The sequence below is a fragment of the Sporosarcina highlanderae genome (assembly GCF_030433715.1).
Taxonomy (GTDB): Bacteria; Bacillota; Bacilli; order Bacillales_A; family Planococcaceae; genus Sporosarcina; species Sporosarcina highlanderae.
The window spans coordinates 1-14,927 of sequence record NZ_JAROCC010000001.1; the positions used below are offsets into that span (position 1 = coordinate 1).

Sequence of the window (14,927 nt, forward strand, 5' to 3'; positions counted from 1 at the left end):
TCGCGATTGTTAGTCCTATAAATCAAGAGCATTTTATTGATAAAGCAAAGAAAAGAAAAAGTCAAAAACAATAAATTTAATAAAATGTAAAAAAAAGGGAACTGAGCCGTCTTACAGCCCTGTTCTCTTTTTTTAATTTATTCAAATTAACTAATTGGTAAAAAATACAAAATGAGTAAAGTTATTGAATCTATGCAACGGTAGTGGGTACCTCTCAAACTCTCTCCAACACAATCGCAATCCCTTGTCCGCCACCAATACAGAGCGAGGCAATTCCGTATTGCACATTTCGTTCTTGCATTTCTAATGCGAGGGAGTATGTGATACGTGTGCCGCTTGTTCCGACTGGATGCCCGAGGGCTACAGCGCCGCCATTGACGTTCACTTTCTCTTGGTCAAGACCTAACTCATTGATAACGGCAATTGACTGGGCTGCGAATGCTTCGTTGATTTCTATCAGACCGATATCATCCCAATCCAACCCTGCTTTAGCAAGTGCTTTTTTCATTGCTGGAACGGGTCCGATTCCCATAATATTCGGATCTACTCCTGCAGTTGCCCACGATACTATTTTGGCTAATGGTTGAATTTCCGGATGTTCGGAGAGCCATTGGCCGTCGGCAAGCACTACTGCAGCGGCACCATCATTGATGCCACTTGCGTTTCCGGCGGTTACTGTTCCATCTTTTTTAAGGGCTGTTTTAAGACGAGCTAAGGATTCCAAATCAGCATCCGGCCGGATGTGTTCGTCCTCCTTAATCAGAACCTCACCTTTTTTTGTTCTGATAGGCACCCCAACGATTTCTTTTTCGAACCTTCCCGATTCCCTTGCGGCTGCGGCTTTCTGGTGGGATCGAACCGCGAATTCATCCATTTCTTCGCGACTGATGTCGTATTGCTCTGCAAGGTTTTCGGCAGTGATGCCCATTCCGCAACCTGTGTATTGATCGGTCAACGTATCCCACAGCATATCGTCAATCGGAGGTGGTCCACCTGCAGAACCGAAGCGCGTGTTTCGCAGCACATGCGGTGCCTGACTCATGTTCTCGGTTCCGCCGGCAACAGCGACTGAGGCGTCACCATCCCGAATTGTTTGGGTCGCAGATATAATCGCCTGCATGCCTGATCCGCATAACCTATTCACCGTGAGCGCGGGTGTTTCGATTGGAATACCGCTTTTCAGTCCAATATGACGAGCGAGATAGGAGGAGGCTTTGTTGGAATGAATCACATTGCCGAATACGACCTCCTCCACCTGTTCGGCAAGTATCCCGCTCCGTCTCAGTGCCTCCCCGACAGCATGAACAGCGAGTTCAATATCAGTTACATTCTTGAATGATCCACCGAATTCAGCGAATGGAGTCCTTGCCCCATCGATAATATATACATCCTTCATAACCTCAATCCTTTCTAAATCAAATCCCTCTACAATTGTAGTGAATTGACTGAATTCAACCATGCACAGGCACCTTAACTTTTCCGCAATAAATTCTTCTGTATCTTCCCAATCGATGTCCTTGGGAAGTCCTCGATAATCCGAAATTCCTGCGGGACCTTGAAATAAGATAGATGCTTTCTACAAAACGTCTCCAACTCTTCTGGTTCCACCTCTTGCCCTTGATGCAGCTTGACGTAGGCGATAACGATTTCTTCCCTGAGCTTGTCCGGCTCACCGACTATCGCACAGTCTTGGACTGCGGGATGTTCCGAAAGGACATTTTCCACCTCGATGGATGAAATATTCTCCCCTGCCCGCTTGATCAAATCCTTGCTGCGATCGACGAACCAGATGAATCCTTCCTCATTCATGTAGCCACTGTCCCCGGTGTAGAGCCAGCCATCCCTTAAAGTCTGGGCGGTCGCCTCCGGATTTTTAAAATAACCTTTCATCAACGATGGACTCTTAATTAAAATCTGGCCGACTTCGCCAAAAGGCATCTCTTCATCGTCCGGCCCGATGATCTTCACTTCATGACCAAGACCGGGTTTCCCGATTGAGACGATGCCCGTTTCCCGGTCCCTGATCATATCTTCATAGAGCGGTGTGACAATATTCGTTGTCATCGTTTCCGTCATACCATACCACTGATAAAGCTTGATATCAAAGCGATCCTGAAATGCTTGAAGTTCTGGATAAGGTACAAACAGTCCGTAACCTGCGCGCTTTAACGAATGCTTTTTCTCCTTTTCATTCTCAGGAAGTTCCAACAGCATTTTGATTACCGTAGCAACGAGGCTCGTTACCGTCGGTTGGTACCGTTCTACCACATCCCAAAACTCTGTAGAACTGAACCGTTCCCTTAAAATTATCGTCCCTCCGACAACGAGGCTTGCCATAGACGTGTAATACTGCGAATTCGCATGGAACAACGGTAGGAAAATGAGGTAGCGATCATCTGGCGTCAACTGTTGGTAGAGCACCGACGAATGTCCCGCGAACATATAGTTCTCATGAGTGATAAGCACACCTTTCGGCTTCGCTGTCGTGCCGGATGTATACATGATGCAGGCCACGTCAGATGCATCTGCCTCACACTTCACTTCATCCGCAGAATGCTCCTCCCGCTCTTTGTTGAATGAATCACCGGTCAATTGCATGAATACAAGGTCCCTTTCCCTTGCAACCTCTAAATGTTCCTCCCCCACGAGCCGCTCATCATAGAGGAACCCCCTACTTTCCGAGTGATCAAGGAAGTATTCCAGCTCGGATGGCGTTGACGCTGTATTGATTGGCAGTAATACAGCCCCTAACGCACCGCATGCATACCACATTTCATAGAAAACCGGCGCATTGGCTAAAAAGACGGCGACCATATCTCCTTTTTGAATACCATTGCCCTTCAGCCAACGGGCCGTCCGATTGACTCGTTCAAGCATTTCTCGGTAGGAAATTGTTTCCTCTTCAAATACTACAAACGGCTTTTCTCCATAACGTCCGGCTTGCTTTTTAAGCAATGTATACAATGTCTGATTTCCATGTGTCAGCATCAAGAACCCTCCTATAAAGACTAATCCCTATTTATCCAAATACTAACGGGGCGACTGTTACGATTACGCTTGTGACGGCAAATAGTAAAATCATCGAGACTAAACAGTACCCCCAGATATCCTTGAGCCCAAGTCCAGATAGACCAAGTGCCGGTAACACAAAGAACGGCTGCATCAGGTTTGTCACAAGGTCACCAATCGTTACTGTATTTATTGCAATCGAGACTGGAACTCCAAGTTGTTGAGCCGCCTCAACCATGATCGGCCCTTGAATTTGCCACTGCCCCCCAGCCGATGGCACAAAGATATTAACGATTGCCGCCGATAGAAACGACAGGAACGGGAACGTATATTCATTGGAAACCGCGACAATCGCATTGGTAATAACGGTTATCAGGCCTGATCCAACCATCATGCCCATGATTCCCGCATAGAACGGGAATTGAAGCAGTATGCCTGATGCGGATGGCATCCCCGAGGTGATTGCGTTTATATAGCTCATCGGAGTACCATGAAGGGCAAGTCCAAGGATGATGAAAAAGAAATTCAATATGTTCAGTTCCAGGTTAAATCCGTTCTGGCCAAAATATTGAATGATCCAAATAACACCAAGACCAACAAGGATGTAATTGAGGATACGGCTGCTGTCTAACTTCTCTGCTACAGTTGTCGGTTTAATCCGTTCCACTTGAGTGAAATTATCGACCTCTCCCTCAAAAGGCACCACTTCTTCCGGCTTCGGCATCATCTTGATGTATGCGTATAGGACAACAAACAAGCCAATAAACGCAGTAAGCAAAAGCGTTGGACTGAAAATAGTTTCCGATAGTGGAACCAAACCAATTTTATCCTCAAGAGAATGGCCCGGTGTATTGACAAGTAGCGGAGCTGTAACCGTAATACTTGCAGGCAAGATTGCAATCGTACCTGTATAGGCAGCTGCAATCAGTATCCTGAAGTCCGCGCTTTTTACGTTCTTCGCCACTTCCATCGCGAACAGCGTACCAAGTACAAATCCAAGCCCCCAGCTTAGATAACCTGCAACAGCCGCAACAAGAATAGTCATAACAAGAGCCGACTTTTGAGACTTCGGAATCGATGCAACACGAATCATTAGTCGCTCGACCGGTGGCGCTTTAACAAGTGCATAACCGGTAATTAAAATTAAGATCATCTGCGTCGTAAACGCTAAAAAGTTCCAAAACCCGCCATACCAATGCCCCGTCATCTCAAACAATGACTGCTTCGTGACAGTCATTCCAAGAACTAGCGTCAATAACGTCAAGAGAATTGCAAAAATGAATGCATTGGGCAAATAATTTTCTACACCAACCTTAAACCTTTGTGAAACCGATCTTAACATTGGACTCCCCCCTTTTTTCGAAAACGCTTCCACCCTACTTTACAAAATACAAAAATTTTAGAATAATAGAGACTGCAGTCTGTAACTATTAAAATGACAGACTATAGTCTGTTTGTCAATACAATATATATAAATATTCCGAAAGGTCTGATCCTATGAATGAAAGACATCAAAGAGGGCAAGCAACGAAGCGCAAAATCATTGAAACCGCAATCGCCCTTTTTCATGAACGAGGCTTCAACAATGTAACGGTCGATGAAATTGTCCAGAAAACCAACACGTCGAAAGGTGCTTTTTACAACCATTTCAGAAGCAAGCACGAAGTATTTGTAGAACAATTTAAGGAGATTGACCAATTCTATGTCGATCACATTGTGCCTCAGCTGGATTCCGATAAAACGGTTATCGAACGACTTACACTTTTTCTTGACCTCCAAATGAACTATATTCAAGATGAAATCGGATGGGACGTAACCCGTACGATATATGAACATGAATTGAGCACAGAACATTCACCGTACTTCTTAGACCCGGATCGCCCACTCTATGACATTCTTTTCAAGCTATGCGAAGAAGGGACACTGAACAAGGAATTCAAGAATTGCTACACCGCCGGCGAAGTTGTTTCCCTATTAATCCATGCCATGCGCGGTATCCTATACGACTGGAGCCTACATCGCGGCAAAATTTCTTTAGTCGACGAACAAAAGAAGCTGTTCAAAGTAATACTCGATGGGTTGAGAGCAAACTAATTGTAAAGGTACCTGTGCACCAAACATTCATGACAATTCAACCGTTTTGAATAAAAATACGGAGTTGTGAAATAAAACTTAATTTCACAACTCCGTAAATGTATATATATTCAATTGTAGTGAATAAACTGAATTAAACCATGCACAGGTACCAAAAAAATTCCGAAAAATCACTACGTTACCGCAAATTCTTCACTAAGAACCCGCCGTTGAATGTAGTAGGTTCGTAGGAGATTATAAATGCTCTTGGCGCTACTTCAAGGATGGTATTCCGAAGTTTTTGCTCTTCTTTCCGCTTAGCAAGCACCTTCATGACAAGCCGCTTACCGTCCTTGCCATCTGCAAACCAAGACGTTACGCCGTAGTTTTTCTCTCGTAAATACCGGCAAATGTCCGTGTCCGTATCATTTACGACCACCTCAAAAACCGTATAGCCTAACGCTAACTTTTTCTCGATCCGGCTTCCGACGTATACACCAAGACCCCACCCAAAACAGTATGCTGCAATATTTATAGGCTCATCAAGATTATCGAGCACCAATTTCAGCCCCATTAAATAGACAAACACTTCAACCATCGAGACAACTGAGGCAATGACACGTAGTCCTTTGAATGTAAACAGGACACGCAAAGTGAATAACGAGACATACGTCAAGTTAATGACGATTATCGTAAGAATTATGGACAGCATACGTTTCCCCTACTCTGTTATAAGTTAAAACTGCATACTTTCGAAATCCCGAGGATACTCGGTGATTGAGCGGCTGCCGTTTTCCGTTAAGATGACTGTATCGGAATGTCTGAATCCACCTACGCCGGGCACATAAATTCCAGGCTCGATCGTATAGACCATCCCTTCTTGTAAAACCAATTCATTGTCAAATCGTAAATAGGGCTCCTCATGTTCCGACAGACCAAGGCCATGACCGACACGGTGTTGAACAAAGTCTGCATACCCCGCTTTTCTAAACACTTCAAATGTAGCGATATCCACATCACTCGCCAAGATTCCCGGGCGGATTAACTCCATTCCGACCTGCTGGGCCTCGATTGCCAACTTCAATAAATCCTTCTGCTTTTCCGTCACGTTCCCAATCAAAAAGGTGCGTTCATTTTCTGCCCGATAGTTGTTGAACCATACTTGGCGACTATGAACGACAACGTCGCCGTCAGCAAATTTCCGAGTGCTCGAATACAAATGGGGCATCTCACTCCGCACAACGCCAGAACATGTCCAATCGGCATACCCGATCAATTCATCCTTGTATTCTTGCGAAGCAATTTCAAGCAACAATCGATCCCCATAGGAATCAAATTCAAGTTCACTAACCCCAATTCGAGCGTGTCGTAGTGACTCCCCTATTGCCAAATCGGATAAATTGCCGGCAACCTTCAACAGCTCTATTTCATGCGAATCTTTAATAGAGCGCATTTTCGTCACTTTTTCACCAATATCGACAAGCACAAATCCTTTTTCCAGTAGATACATATAGATCGACGCAGGTAAAACACCTACCTCCACCCCGATTTTACTACCACAAGGAAACGTCGATAGAATTTGAGTTAAATGATCGATGTACGTTAACACTCGGTCACGAAACCCATATTGCTCGTAATAGACATAAGTTCGGTCGACTTTGGCCATTTGTGCGGCATGCGCCTCTTCAAGTCCTGGTAGTATCAATTGGATTTCTTTTCCGTCAATCAATGTAACAATCGGACGGGAATAGGAAATCGCGCGAAACCCTGTTAAATAGAACTGATTGTCAGGTTCCCAGACAATTACAAGGTCAACTCCGATTTCATCCATATACCGTCTCATATCTTCGATTCTCTTTTGAACGACCATATTAAGAACCTCTCTATCTTGATTAATAAATAATCGTGATTAGTCAACAACACATAAGAACGTGGAAAGGAGACTAGTTCTAGTCACCTTCCCACATCGTTTATACAAATTCTCTTGGAATTTCAGTTTTCCATGTACGATTGAAAACTTCTTCCTCTCCTTCATATGCAATCAATTGGTTCATCAAAATGAAGTTCTTGTCATCCGCTGTCATAACGCTTGTCGTTTCAAGACTTGTTTGCCATTCGTCCCTTCCGACTGTTAACGTCCAATCGCATTGTACCCTTGCGGAAAGCGGTTCTCCTTCTTCAATTGTAAAGACATTACGGTTTGTACTACCATATTCAATGCCATTGCAATGAAGTTTTCTTGCACCCTCATCGGAGAAATCATCAAGAATCCACTCGTTTGTCACAACATCATGTGAAATGACACGTGTGCGTTTCGCTTCCCGTAAAATATCCTTTTCTAAAACTTCTGCTGTCTCCGGTTGTTGGAAAGGTTGTAACTTCAAGTCAATCGCTTTTGGTTCCCGGACAGGCAATGATAAAAATGTCTTTTCTGAAGGATAGACAGTGAGTGTCGCTTCTTCTGGGGATGGCCAGGCGTGTGGCCAGTATGTCGGCGATATTGCCAATTGCCAACGATGCCCCTTTTCCAATGTATGACCGATGGCATTCATTTCAACTGTAATGCTGTATTTTTTTCCCGGTTCAAGATGCTCCGGAAACTCATGGCTGTTCCTGTGGGTTAGGTTCAGTAATCCCCATGTCACTCGTGTCGATGAGCCATCAGGAGCAACATCATTCAATCGCACAGCTATCAATGCATTCGGTTTGTCTGATGAAAGCTCAACATGGAATGATGGGTGCCCTAAAATATGGACTGGTTGTTCAACCGGTTCAGAATCAAATACAACCGCATAGCCGTTTTCATTCCTTTGGTCGCCCGGTAAGTCGCCAGGTTGACCGAATGGACAGAACACACCTGCATGGAGTCCGTGTTGTTGAACACTTTCCACTTTGATGTCCCCCCCATTTTCCGCTTTCGTGACTAAGTGAGAGCCACCCAAGTAATATCGTTTATCCTCCAAACCGACTGGCGGCCATTGTTCTTCGGCTACCCAGTGGCCAGGTCGTACGAAATAATCGGTTTGAGGCGGAACGCCATCCTGAATCCATGCTCGTAACATCGGTTCATCCATAATGCCGGTTTCAATGCCTTTTAGCCACTGATCCCACCAGCGCAGGCATTCTTGAAGGAACCCAATTTGTGGTCCTGGGACTGCCATTTCGGGATATTCATGCGCCCAAGGGCCGATCAACCCTTTACGGGGTCCTTTCAATCCTTCAAGCAATCTCGGAATGGCGTTCGTATACCCGTCTGCCCAACCACCAACAGCATACACCGGAATGTCGATATCATCATAGTTTTCACAAACTGATCCATGCTTCCAATACTCGTCACGTCGCTGGTGCCTTACCCATTCCTCAACGAAAGGTGGTGTTTTTTCCAACCGCTCCAACCAATTATCCCGCCACGAATCCCCGACTACTTCCGGATCTGCGGGACGTGCATTGTAGGCAAGCATTGTGGACGCCCACCAAAGCATATCGGACGCAAGCATCGCCCCCCCTTTGTAGTGGACATCATCCGCATAACGGTCATCCGTCGAACAAAGCGTAATGACTGCTTTTAATGAAGGATGGCGTCTCGCCGCCACTTGAAGCCCATTAAAGCCGCCCCAGGATTTACCGATCATGCCGATGCCGCCTGTAAACCAAGGTTGTTCGGAAATCCAAGTGAGAACCTCTAATGCATCATCCTGTTCCTGTTTCAAGTATTCATCATACAAAATTCCTTCCGAGTTGCCTGATCCCCTCAAGTCGACCCGGATACTTGCATACCCGTGGCCTGCAAAATACGGATGCCTCAGGGAATCGCGTAGAGCAGTGAAATCGTCCTTTCGATACGGGATGTATTCAAGTATCGCAGGAACGGGATTTTCTACTGCATCTTCAGGCAACCAAATTCGAGCAGAAAGGCGTGTGCCGTCCGACATCGGAATCCATATATTATTCAACTCCATAACCTTCCTTGGAAACTCTGTACGAATTACTCGGTTTGATTCACGAACGTTAAATACCATGTTGAAAACCTCCTTGGTGATGTCTGTTTAAGCTTTTGGAAAGTCCTGCTTCAACCATCTTAATAGAGATACGATGAGCAAGAGATAGAAAATAAAGATTGGAACGGAAACAACGACCGCTGATGTTTGAATTACCCGTAAACCGCCGATCAGCAGCAATGAAATTGAAATCGTTGCAAGGATTGCTCCCCACACCATGCGATGCCATCTTGGAGGCTCCTGCCCTTCGACAAGTTCCTTCGTTGCGATTGCGGAAAGGATATATGTCGCCGAGTCCATCGATGTGGATAGGAAGATAACGGCAAGTAGAACAAAGAATGGCAATACAATTGCACTTAACGGCAGAGATTTCAAGACTGCCACGACTGCAGCAGGTCCGCCACTATCAGCCAAAATGTCTTTTACTGGAATAATATCTTGCAACTGTAAATTCATAGTGTACCCACCGAATCCATGAAGTAGATCCAACCTCCGATAGAGCCCCAAAGAAGCATATGGGTTATCAATTGTCGAATTGTCCGCCCTCTCGAAATCCTTGCAACAAATAGACCCATGAATGGTGCAGTTGCTGCGAACCATGCCCAATAGAACACTGTCCAACCTTGTGGGAATCCGCCTTGGTTGATCGGATCAGTAGAAAAGCTCATCATCGCGAAATTTTGGATCATCATTCCAAAACTGTTTGTAAAATACGTCAGGATGAACAACGTCGGTCCGGCAATGAAGACAAAAATCGCAAGCGCTAATGCCATGTAGACATTGATATCACTCAAGCGGCGGATCCCTTTATGAAGACCTAAATAAGCACTTGCAGAATAAATGATTGTAATACAAATTACAATGATGGCATCCAAAGCAATGCTCTGTTCGATGCCAAAAATGCTACCCACAACGGCCGACACCATCGGAACCCCTAATCCAAGGGATGTTCCTAATCCTCCGACCAGACTCCAAATGACAAGTATATCGATAAACTTCCCAACCCAGCCATCTGCATATTTCCCAAGCGCACCACTAAGTGCCACACTCATTTTTAAAGATGGACGTTTTTTAATGAAATACGAATAGGCAATGACAACAGTAGGAAATGCGTATAGCGACCATGCCGAGATGCCCCAGTGGAAAAGGCCGTACGTCAATGCCCATTCTGCCGCCTCAGCACTTTCCGGTTCAATACCGAACGGCGGTCCCGTAAAGTAGAAGATCGGCTCCATCATTGACCAATACATGATGCTAGTCCCCATACCAGCAGTGAAAAGCATTGTTCCCCAGCTAAATGTTGAAAACTCCGGCTTACCTTCACCCAACTTGATAGATCCATATCGGCTGAATGCCAACCAGATTAAGATGACGAATAAACCAATTGTTAAAAACTGAAATGCCCAGTCCATCTTATACGTAATACCCGTCATCAAATTATCCAAATACGGTTCCGCAGTCGAACGGTTGATAACAAGCAGAATTGTAACAGCCACAATGGTGACTATAGATGCCCAAAAGATAAATGGATCGATTCGTACTTTCTTCATTTTCACCACTCCCATTCTTATTTCCAAAACATATTTGGTCATCATCCCTTGCAAACGCTTTCAAACAGGCCTACAAGCATTCAAATTCGATTTGTTGAAACTACATCCTTTGACAAATTGAAATGACAACCGTAATCAGAGAAGATATACTAATCATGATTACTTATTAATATCGATTATTCTATCACAGCAAAATAGTAAGAACAATAAAATTCTAAAAAAAATGATTATGTAAATATTGTATACTGATAGAAAACGGGATTCGCATAAATGGAGAAACGGGGTGTATGGAGTTGGGCAATAAAAAAATTCAAATGAGTAGAATGTGGAAGTATTTTACCGAAGCGACAGTTGAGATTATTGAGGAAGAAGGCATCGATCAGGTAACCATCCGGAAAGTCGCCGACCGCGCAGGATACAACAGTGCTACCATATACAATTATTTTAAAGAAGTATCACATCTGATCTTCTTCGCATCGATGAAGTTATTGAAAGAATACACGGAAGAAGTCTCAGTTTATATGAACAAGGGACAGACGCCTTTGGAGAAATACATTCTTTCATGGGAATGTTTCTGCAAACATTCTTTCAAACAACCAGCTATTTTCCATGCAATATTTATCATGGATCTTGGCGATCATCCCGAAACGCTGATTGAACGATATTATGAGATGTACCCATCCGACTTGATCAACATTCCTGACGAGTTGAAGCCGATCTTATTTGAACGAAATGTAACAAAACGCGGTAAATCACTCTTGCAGCAAGCTGCGAAAGAAGGCCAAATCAACGAGCAACTCGTCGATTCGCTCAACGAAATGACAATTTTACTATGGCAAGGAATGCTAACCAACATACTAAACAACCGTATGGACTACACACTCGAAGAAGCAGAGCAAAAAACAATGAAATACATTCTACAAATCATAGAAAATGCAGCATGAATATTGTAAAGGTGCCTGTGCACCAAACATTCACGACAATTCAACCAATTTGAATAAAAATACGGAGTTATGAAATAAACCTTGATTTCATAACTCCGTTAATCTATAATTATGCAATTGTAGTGAATAGACTGAATTCAACCATGCACAGGTACCCTACACTTATGTCATTCGACGATTAGGGTATAGAAATCCAATGTATTTGAATAATAACCATTGCTATACCATGTAATCGTATCCCCAACTACAAGGGGTTGCATATGACCTATATTGGGAACATCCAATAGTGCTTTCGGCTTTTTCAGCATATTTCCACTACCATCCACAACTACGTAGTATAGTAAAATATCTCCCCTGTTGATCTCCTTCCATAAAACAACAAATTTATTATCATTAATCTTGGATAAATGTGTCTCGATAATGGACACGTTTGTGTTCGACTTATGATTTGTGAGCCATACTGTTTTTGGTTTGGACTCCTTGCGTTTTGGGATTACACTTAAGAATACATTTTGTGTATTATCCCTATACTGGACACTATTTGAACCGGTTACTAAATAATTATCTTTTGAAACTTCCAAACCGCCGAGGTATCCTCCCGTATAGTTCTCTCCACTCTCACCCTGAAACTTTATTAATTCTTCTTTCTTTGTAACAAAATTATCTTCCGTAACCTGTAATACAAATGATCGAGGTGCACCATCTCCATGATCGGCGTATACAATTTTATCTCCATCAAACTTGACGTAAGTTGCAAAGGAATAGCTTACATGATTATTCGGCCATTGTCCTGCCTTATACAGTACCTTCATATCTTTCATATTAATCAAAAATGAAATATTGGATTGATGTCGTAGGCCATCTTTAGTATTTCTGTATCTTTCCCTTGCCGTATGTACCGCTAATTTCCCATCATGGCTATCCATTGTCAGGTTGCTGCCATGAAACGGTCTAGTGACATAAACGTCCGAAATATCTACTTGACTCAATTTCTTCCAAGAAGAATCATATTTAACGATTCGATACACGATTTTACTATTGGATTCCTCATAATTGTCTTGACCAAAAATGATGTAGTGATTTCCATCTTCTCCATAATGAAAACCTCCGAATTGGGACAATTCCATTTTCACTTTTTGCTGTGAAACCTTCGAAAAACCTGATGTGTATTGTTGTACGTGAATCGTTCCATCTTCTACTTCCAATAGATTTATTTTCCCATTCGCGTCTTTAAACAAATAACGCTTTGAAATGGAGAATGCATTTTCATATCTGTAATCCCCTCCTGTCGTAAGATCAGTCACAGGTGCTTTATTTGTTGAAGTCTTAACCAATTCGGGATATACAGCTTTTCCTCTTGAAAGATCTAATTCCACCTCAATAATGCCTTTAATTCCCAATAGTTGATAGATTGATAAAACGGTTTGAAGGCGATTTCCATATGCCTTCGGTGCAAATTTATTATCCGCATGGCTACCCATAATTCCATAATGAGTTAGCCGACTGATTGCCTTCGAAGAGGTTGCACCAAAAAGGTTTTTATCAGCGTATGTCAAGGTACTTGTTTCCTTATAATTGCCCTTATATTGTAAAGCTCGATCCAGCATAATTGCCATATCACCGCGTGTTATTGTTTCTCCAGGCTTGAATCTCCCATCGGCATAGCCTTGAATAATCCCGGCTGCTTGTGCCTTATTTATGCCATCAAACACAGCTGAATCTTCTCCAACATCCTTAAAGAATTTTGGATTGGATGGCTTAGGAAGATCAAGTGCTCTGGAAATAAATAATGCGAATTGTCCTCGATTCACGTTTTCGTTGGGTCTAAAGGTGCCATCCTTGTAACCAGTTATTATTTTTTTGTCCACCAACAAGTTAATTTTGCTTTTGTGAGCTGCTGGCACATCCTTAAATGAAGTGGAAGCTTGTACATATAAGGGTTGCATGCTAACTGAAAGGCATAGTAGGAATGCTATAAAAAACAACCAATTTTCTTTTCTCAATATAAAAACCCCTTTACATTTAACTATCAAGTATTTAACGGAAATAATGCGAGTTGCTAACTGTTCCCCCTTTTCCACCTTAAACATCTTAAGGTTATGGAAATATTCAATAAAGTAAATCGGAAACTATTATACTATATATGGTGGTATAGTAATAGGCACTTCGGGAATAATTTCCTTATTTTGTAAAGGTGCCTGTGCACCAAACATTCATGACAATTCAACCAATTTGAATAAAAATACGGAGTTATGAAATAAACCTTGATTTCATAACTCCGCAAATCTATTTTTATGCAATTGTAGTGAATAAACTGAATTCAACCATGCACAGGTACCCTACTTACAGGTACCTGAAACTACTTATTCTGTACTCCTGATCCTCCACAAAGACCGATTTTTAGTTGGTTTTCAGAATAATATACGGTGAAAAAGTCTTGGTGTATATCTACGTAGCCAATATCGTGCCATTGGGTTTTCGAATATATCTCTTTACCTTGTAGGATTTTTTTCGTTTCTTTATCAATTCGGTAACCTGAGATAGATAATAAGTCAAGCATCATTAGGATTTTTTGGTCTGTGACTTCATTATAAAACTCTACATTTTTTTCATTATATACATCTGACGGGAATGCGCCCATGTGAAAACTGAAAAACCGTTTTTTATTAGTATCTTCAAGCCACACTTTATACAAAGAATTTCCCTTGGTTAATCCAAGTCTCGCTGCTTGATTATCAAAGTATTCATGGATCATGGATTTAATATATTGGTTTGATAGTTCATCCAAGGCTATATTTCCTTTTCCAACTACGCTAAATACAGCATCTTGCTTGAGCATATCAGGAATGTCGGAACTTAATATTTCCGTCAACAATTGCGAGCTATCTTTTTCCTTAGGCTCAATATCGTACAAACTATCATATTCCGGGTATTCCTCATACATTTCACTTTCTTCATTTGGATTAATCTCACCATCATGGACACTTTCCCAATAGCTAACGTCAGAATAATAATCTACATCTAATCCACTGTTTTCGTTCACGTAGATTGTGCCAACTCTGTCGTAAAAATCATATTCAAACGAAAACTCAGTGACATCATATCCCATTTTACTATAGATATTTTTGGGGTATTTAATTTCCCAACTCTTCCTCCACTCTTCAGGATATCGACTCCTAATACTTTCCTCTATAGCACTTATCTTTTTCGCGACTAAAGTCGGGGTTATTTTCACTGATGCAAAGTTCTTAGATTTTAATTCAATGAGAGACTGTCGTATTTTATAGTTTTGCATAATCAAGTTCTCCTCAATACAATTATTCTCGGCTTTCCTAACAATTTACTAATGCCTG

General features: G+C 42.5%; 12 protein-coding genes. 2 read left to right on the plus strand and 10 right to left on the minus strand.

Annotated features, from left to right (window positions below; all coding sequences use genetic code 11):
• Positions 1 to 214 precede the first annotated feature (214 nt).
• The 3 genes from P5G49_RS00005 to P5G49_RS00015 all read right to left on the minus strand — a co-directional run bounded on the left by P5G49_RS00005 (position 215) and on the right by P5G49_RS00015 (position 4,351).
• On the minus strand, positions 215 to 1,396 hold the full coding sequence (locus P5G49_RS00005) for a thiolase family protein (RefSeq protein ID WP_301241848.1): 1,182 nt from the start codon (positions 1,394 to 1,396) through the stop codon (positions 215 to 217).
• Positions 1,397 to 1,470: 74 nt separating this feature from the next.
• On the minus strand, positions 1,471 to 2,988 hold the full coding sequence (locus tag P5G49_RS00010; protein ID WP_301241320.1) for a class I adenylate-forming enzyme family protein: 1,518 nt from the start codon (positions 2,986 to 2,988) through the stop codon (positions 1,471 to 1,473).
• A gap of 31 nt (positions 2,989 to 3,019) precedes the next feature.
• Entirely contained in the window at positions 3,020 to 4,351 is a 1,332-nt protein-coding gene (locus tag P5G49_RS00015; protein ID WP_301241321.1) for a short-chain fatty acid transporter, read from the minus strand.
• 155 nt (positions 4,352 to 4,506) lie between these two features.
• Between P5G49_RS00015 and P5G49_RS00020 the strand changes: the two genes are divergently transcribed.
• The gene (locus P5G49_RS00020) at positions 4,507 to 5,103 is read left to right on the plus strand and encodes a TetR/AcrR family transcriptional regulator (protein ID WP_301241323.1); all 597 of its coding nucleotides are present in this window, start codon (positions 4,507 to 4,509) and stop codon (positions 5,101 to 5,103) included.
• Between the two features lie 178 nt (positions 5,104 to 5,281).
• On the opposite strand, the gene P5G49_RS00025 is transcribed toward P5G49_RS00020, so the two are convergent.
• The 5 genes from P5G49_RS00025 to P5G49_RS00045 all read right to left on the minus strand — a co-directional run bounded on the left by P5G49_RS00025 (position 5,282) and on the right by P5G49_RS00045 (position 10,630).
• Positions 5,282 to 5,794, minus strand: coding sequence for a DUF2179 domain-containing protein (locus tag P5G49_RS00025; RefSeq protein ID WP_301241325.1), 513 nt, complete (start codon positions 5,792 to 5,794; stop codon positions 5,282 to 5,284).
• A 24-nt stretch (positions 5,795 to 5,818) separates the two neighbouring features.
• Positions 5,819 to 6,952 (minus strand): M24 family metallopeptidase, encoded by a 1,134-nt coding sequence (locus tag P5G49_RS00030; RefSeq protein WP_301241326.1) that lies wholly within the window; start codon positions 6,950 to 6,952, stop codon positions 5,819 to 5,821.
• A 100-nt stretch (positions 6,953 to 7,052) separates the two neighbouring features.
• Positions 7,053 to 9,101, minus strand: coding sequence for a CocE/NonD family hydrolase (locus tag P5G49_RS00035; RefSeq protein WP_301241328.1), 2,049 nt, complete (start codon positions 9,099 to 9,101; stop codon positions 7,053 to 7,055).
• Between the two features lie 27 nt (positions 9,102 to 9,128).
• The gene (locus P5G49_RS17530) at positions 9,129 to 9,536 is read right to left on the minus strand and encodes a BCCT family transporter (RefSeq protein WP_301241329.1); all 408 of its coding nucleotides are present in this window, start codon (positions 9,534 to 9,536) and stop codon (positions 9,129 to 9,131) included.
• Positions 9,533 to 10,630 carry a BCCT family transporter gene (locus tag P5G49_RS00045; RefSeq protein WP_301241331.1) on the minus strand — a complete coding sequence of 366 codons (1,098 nt, stop codon included), beginning with the start codon at positions 10,628 to 10,630 and terminating at the stop codon, positions 9,533 to 9,535. The genes P5G49_RS17530 and P5G49_RS00045 overlap by 4 nt, the downstream gene beginning before the upstream one ends.
• A 287-nt stretch (positions 10,631 to 10,917) precedes the next feature.
• On the opposite strand from P5G49_RS00045, the gene P5G49_RS00050 reads away from it, so the two are divergent.
• Entirely contained in the window at positions 10,918 to 11,574 is a 657-nt protein-coding gene (locus tag P5G49_RS00050) for a TetR family transcriptional regulator (protein WP_435877162.1), read from the plus strand.
• A 167-nt stretch (positions 11,575 to 11,741) separates the two neighbouring features.
• Here the strand turns inward: P5G49_RS00050 and P5G49_RS00055 are convergent, their stop codons facing one another.
• Positions 11,742 to 13,577: an S-layer homology domain-containing protein gene (locus P5G49_RS00055; protein WP_301241335.1), complete on the minus strand. Its 1,836-nt coding sequence runs from the start codon at positions 13,575 to 13,577 to the stop codon at positions 11,742 to 11,744.
• Between the two features lie 356 nt (positions 13,578 to 13,933).
• Entirely contained in the window at positions 13,934 to 14,869 is a 936-nt protein-coding gene (locus tag P5G49_RS00060; RefSeq protein ID WP_301241336.1) for a hypothetical protein, read from the minus strand.
• Positions 14,870 to 14,927 lie beyond the last annotated feature (58 nt).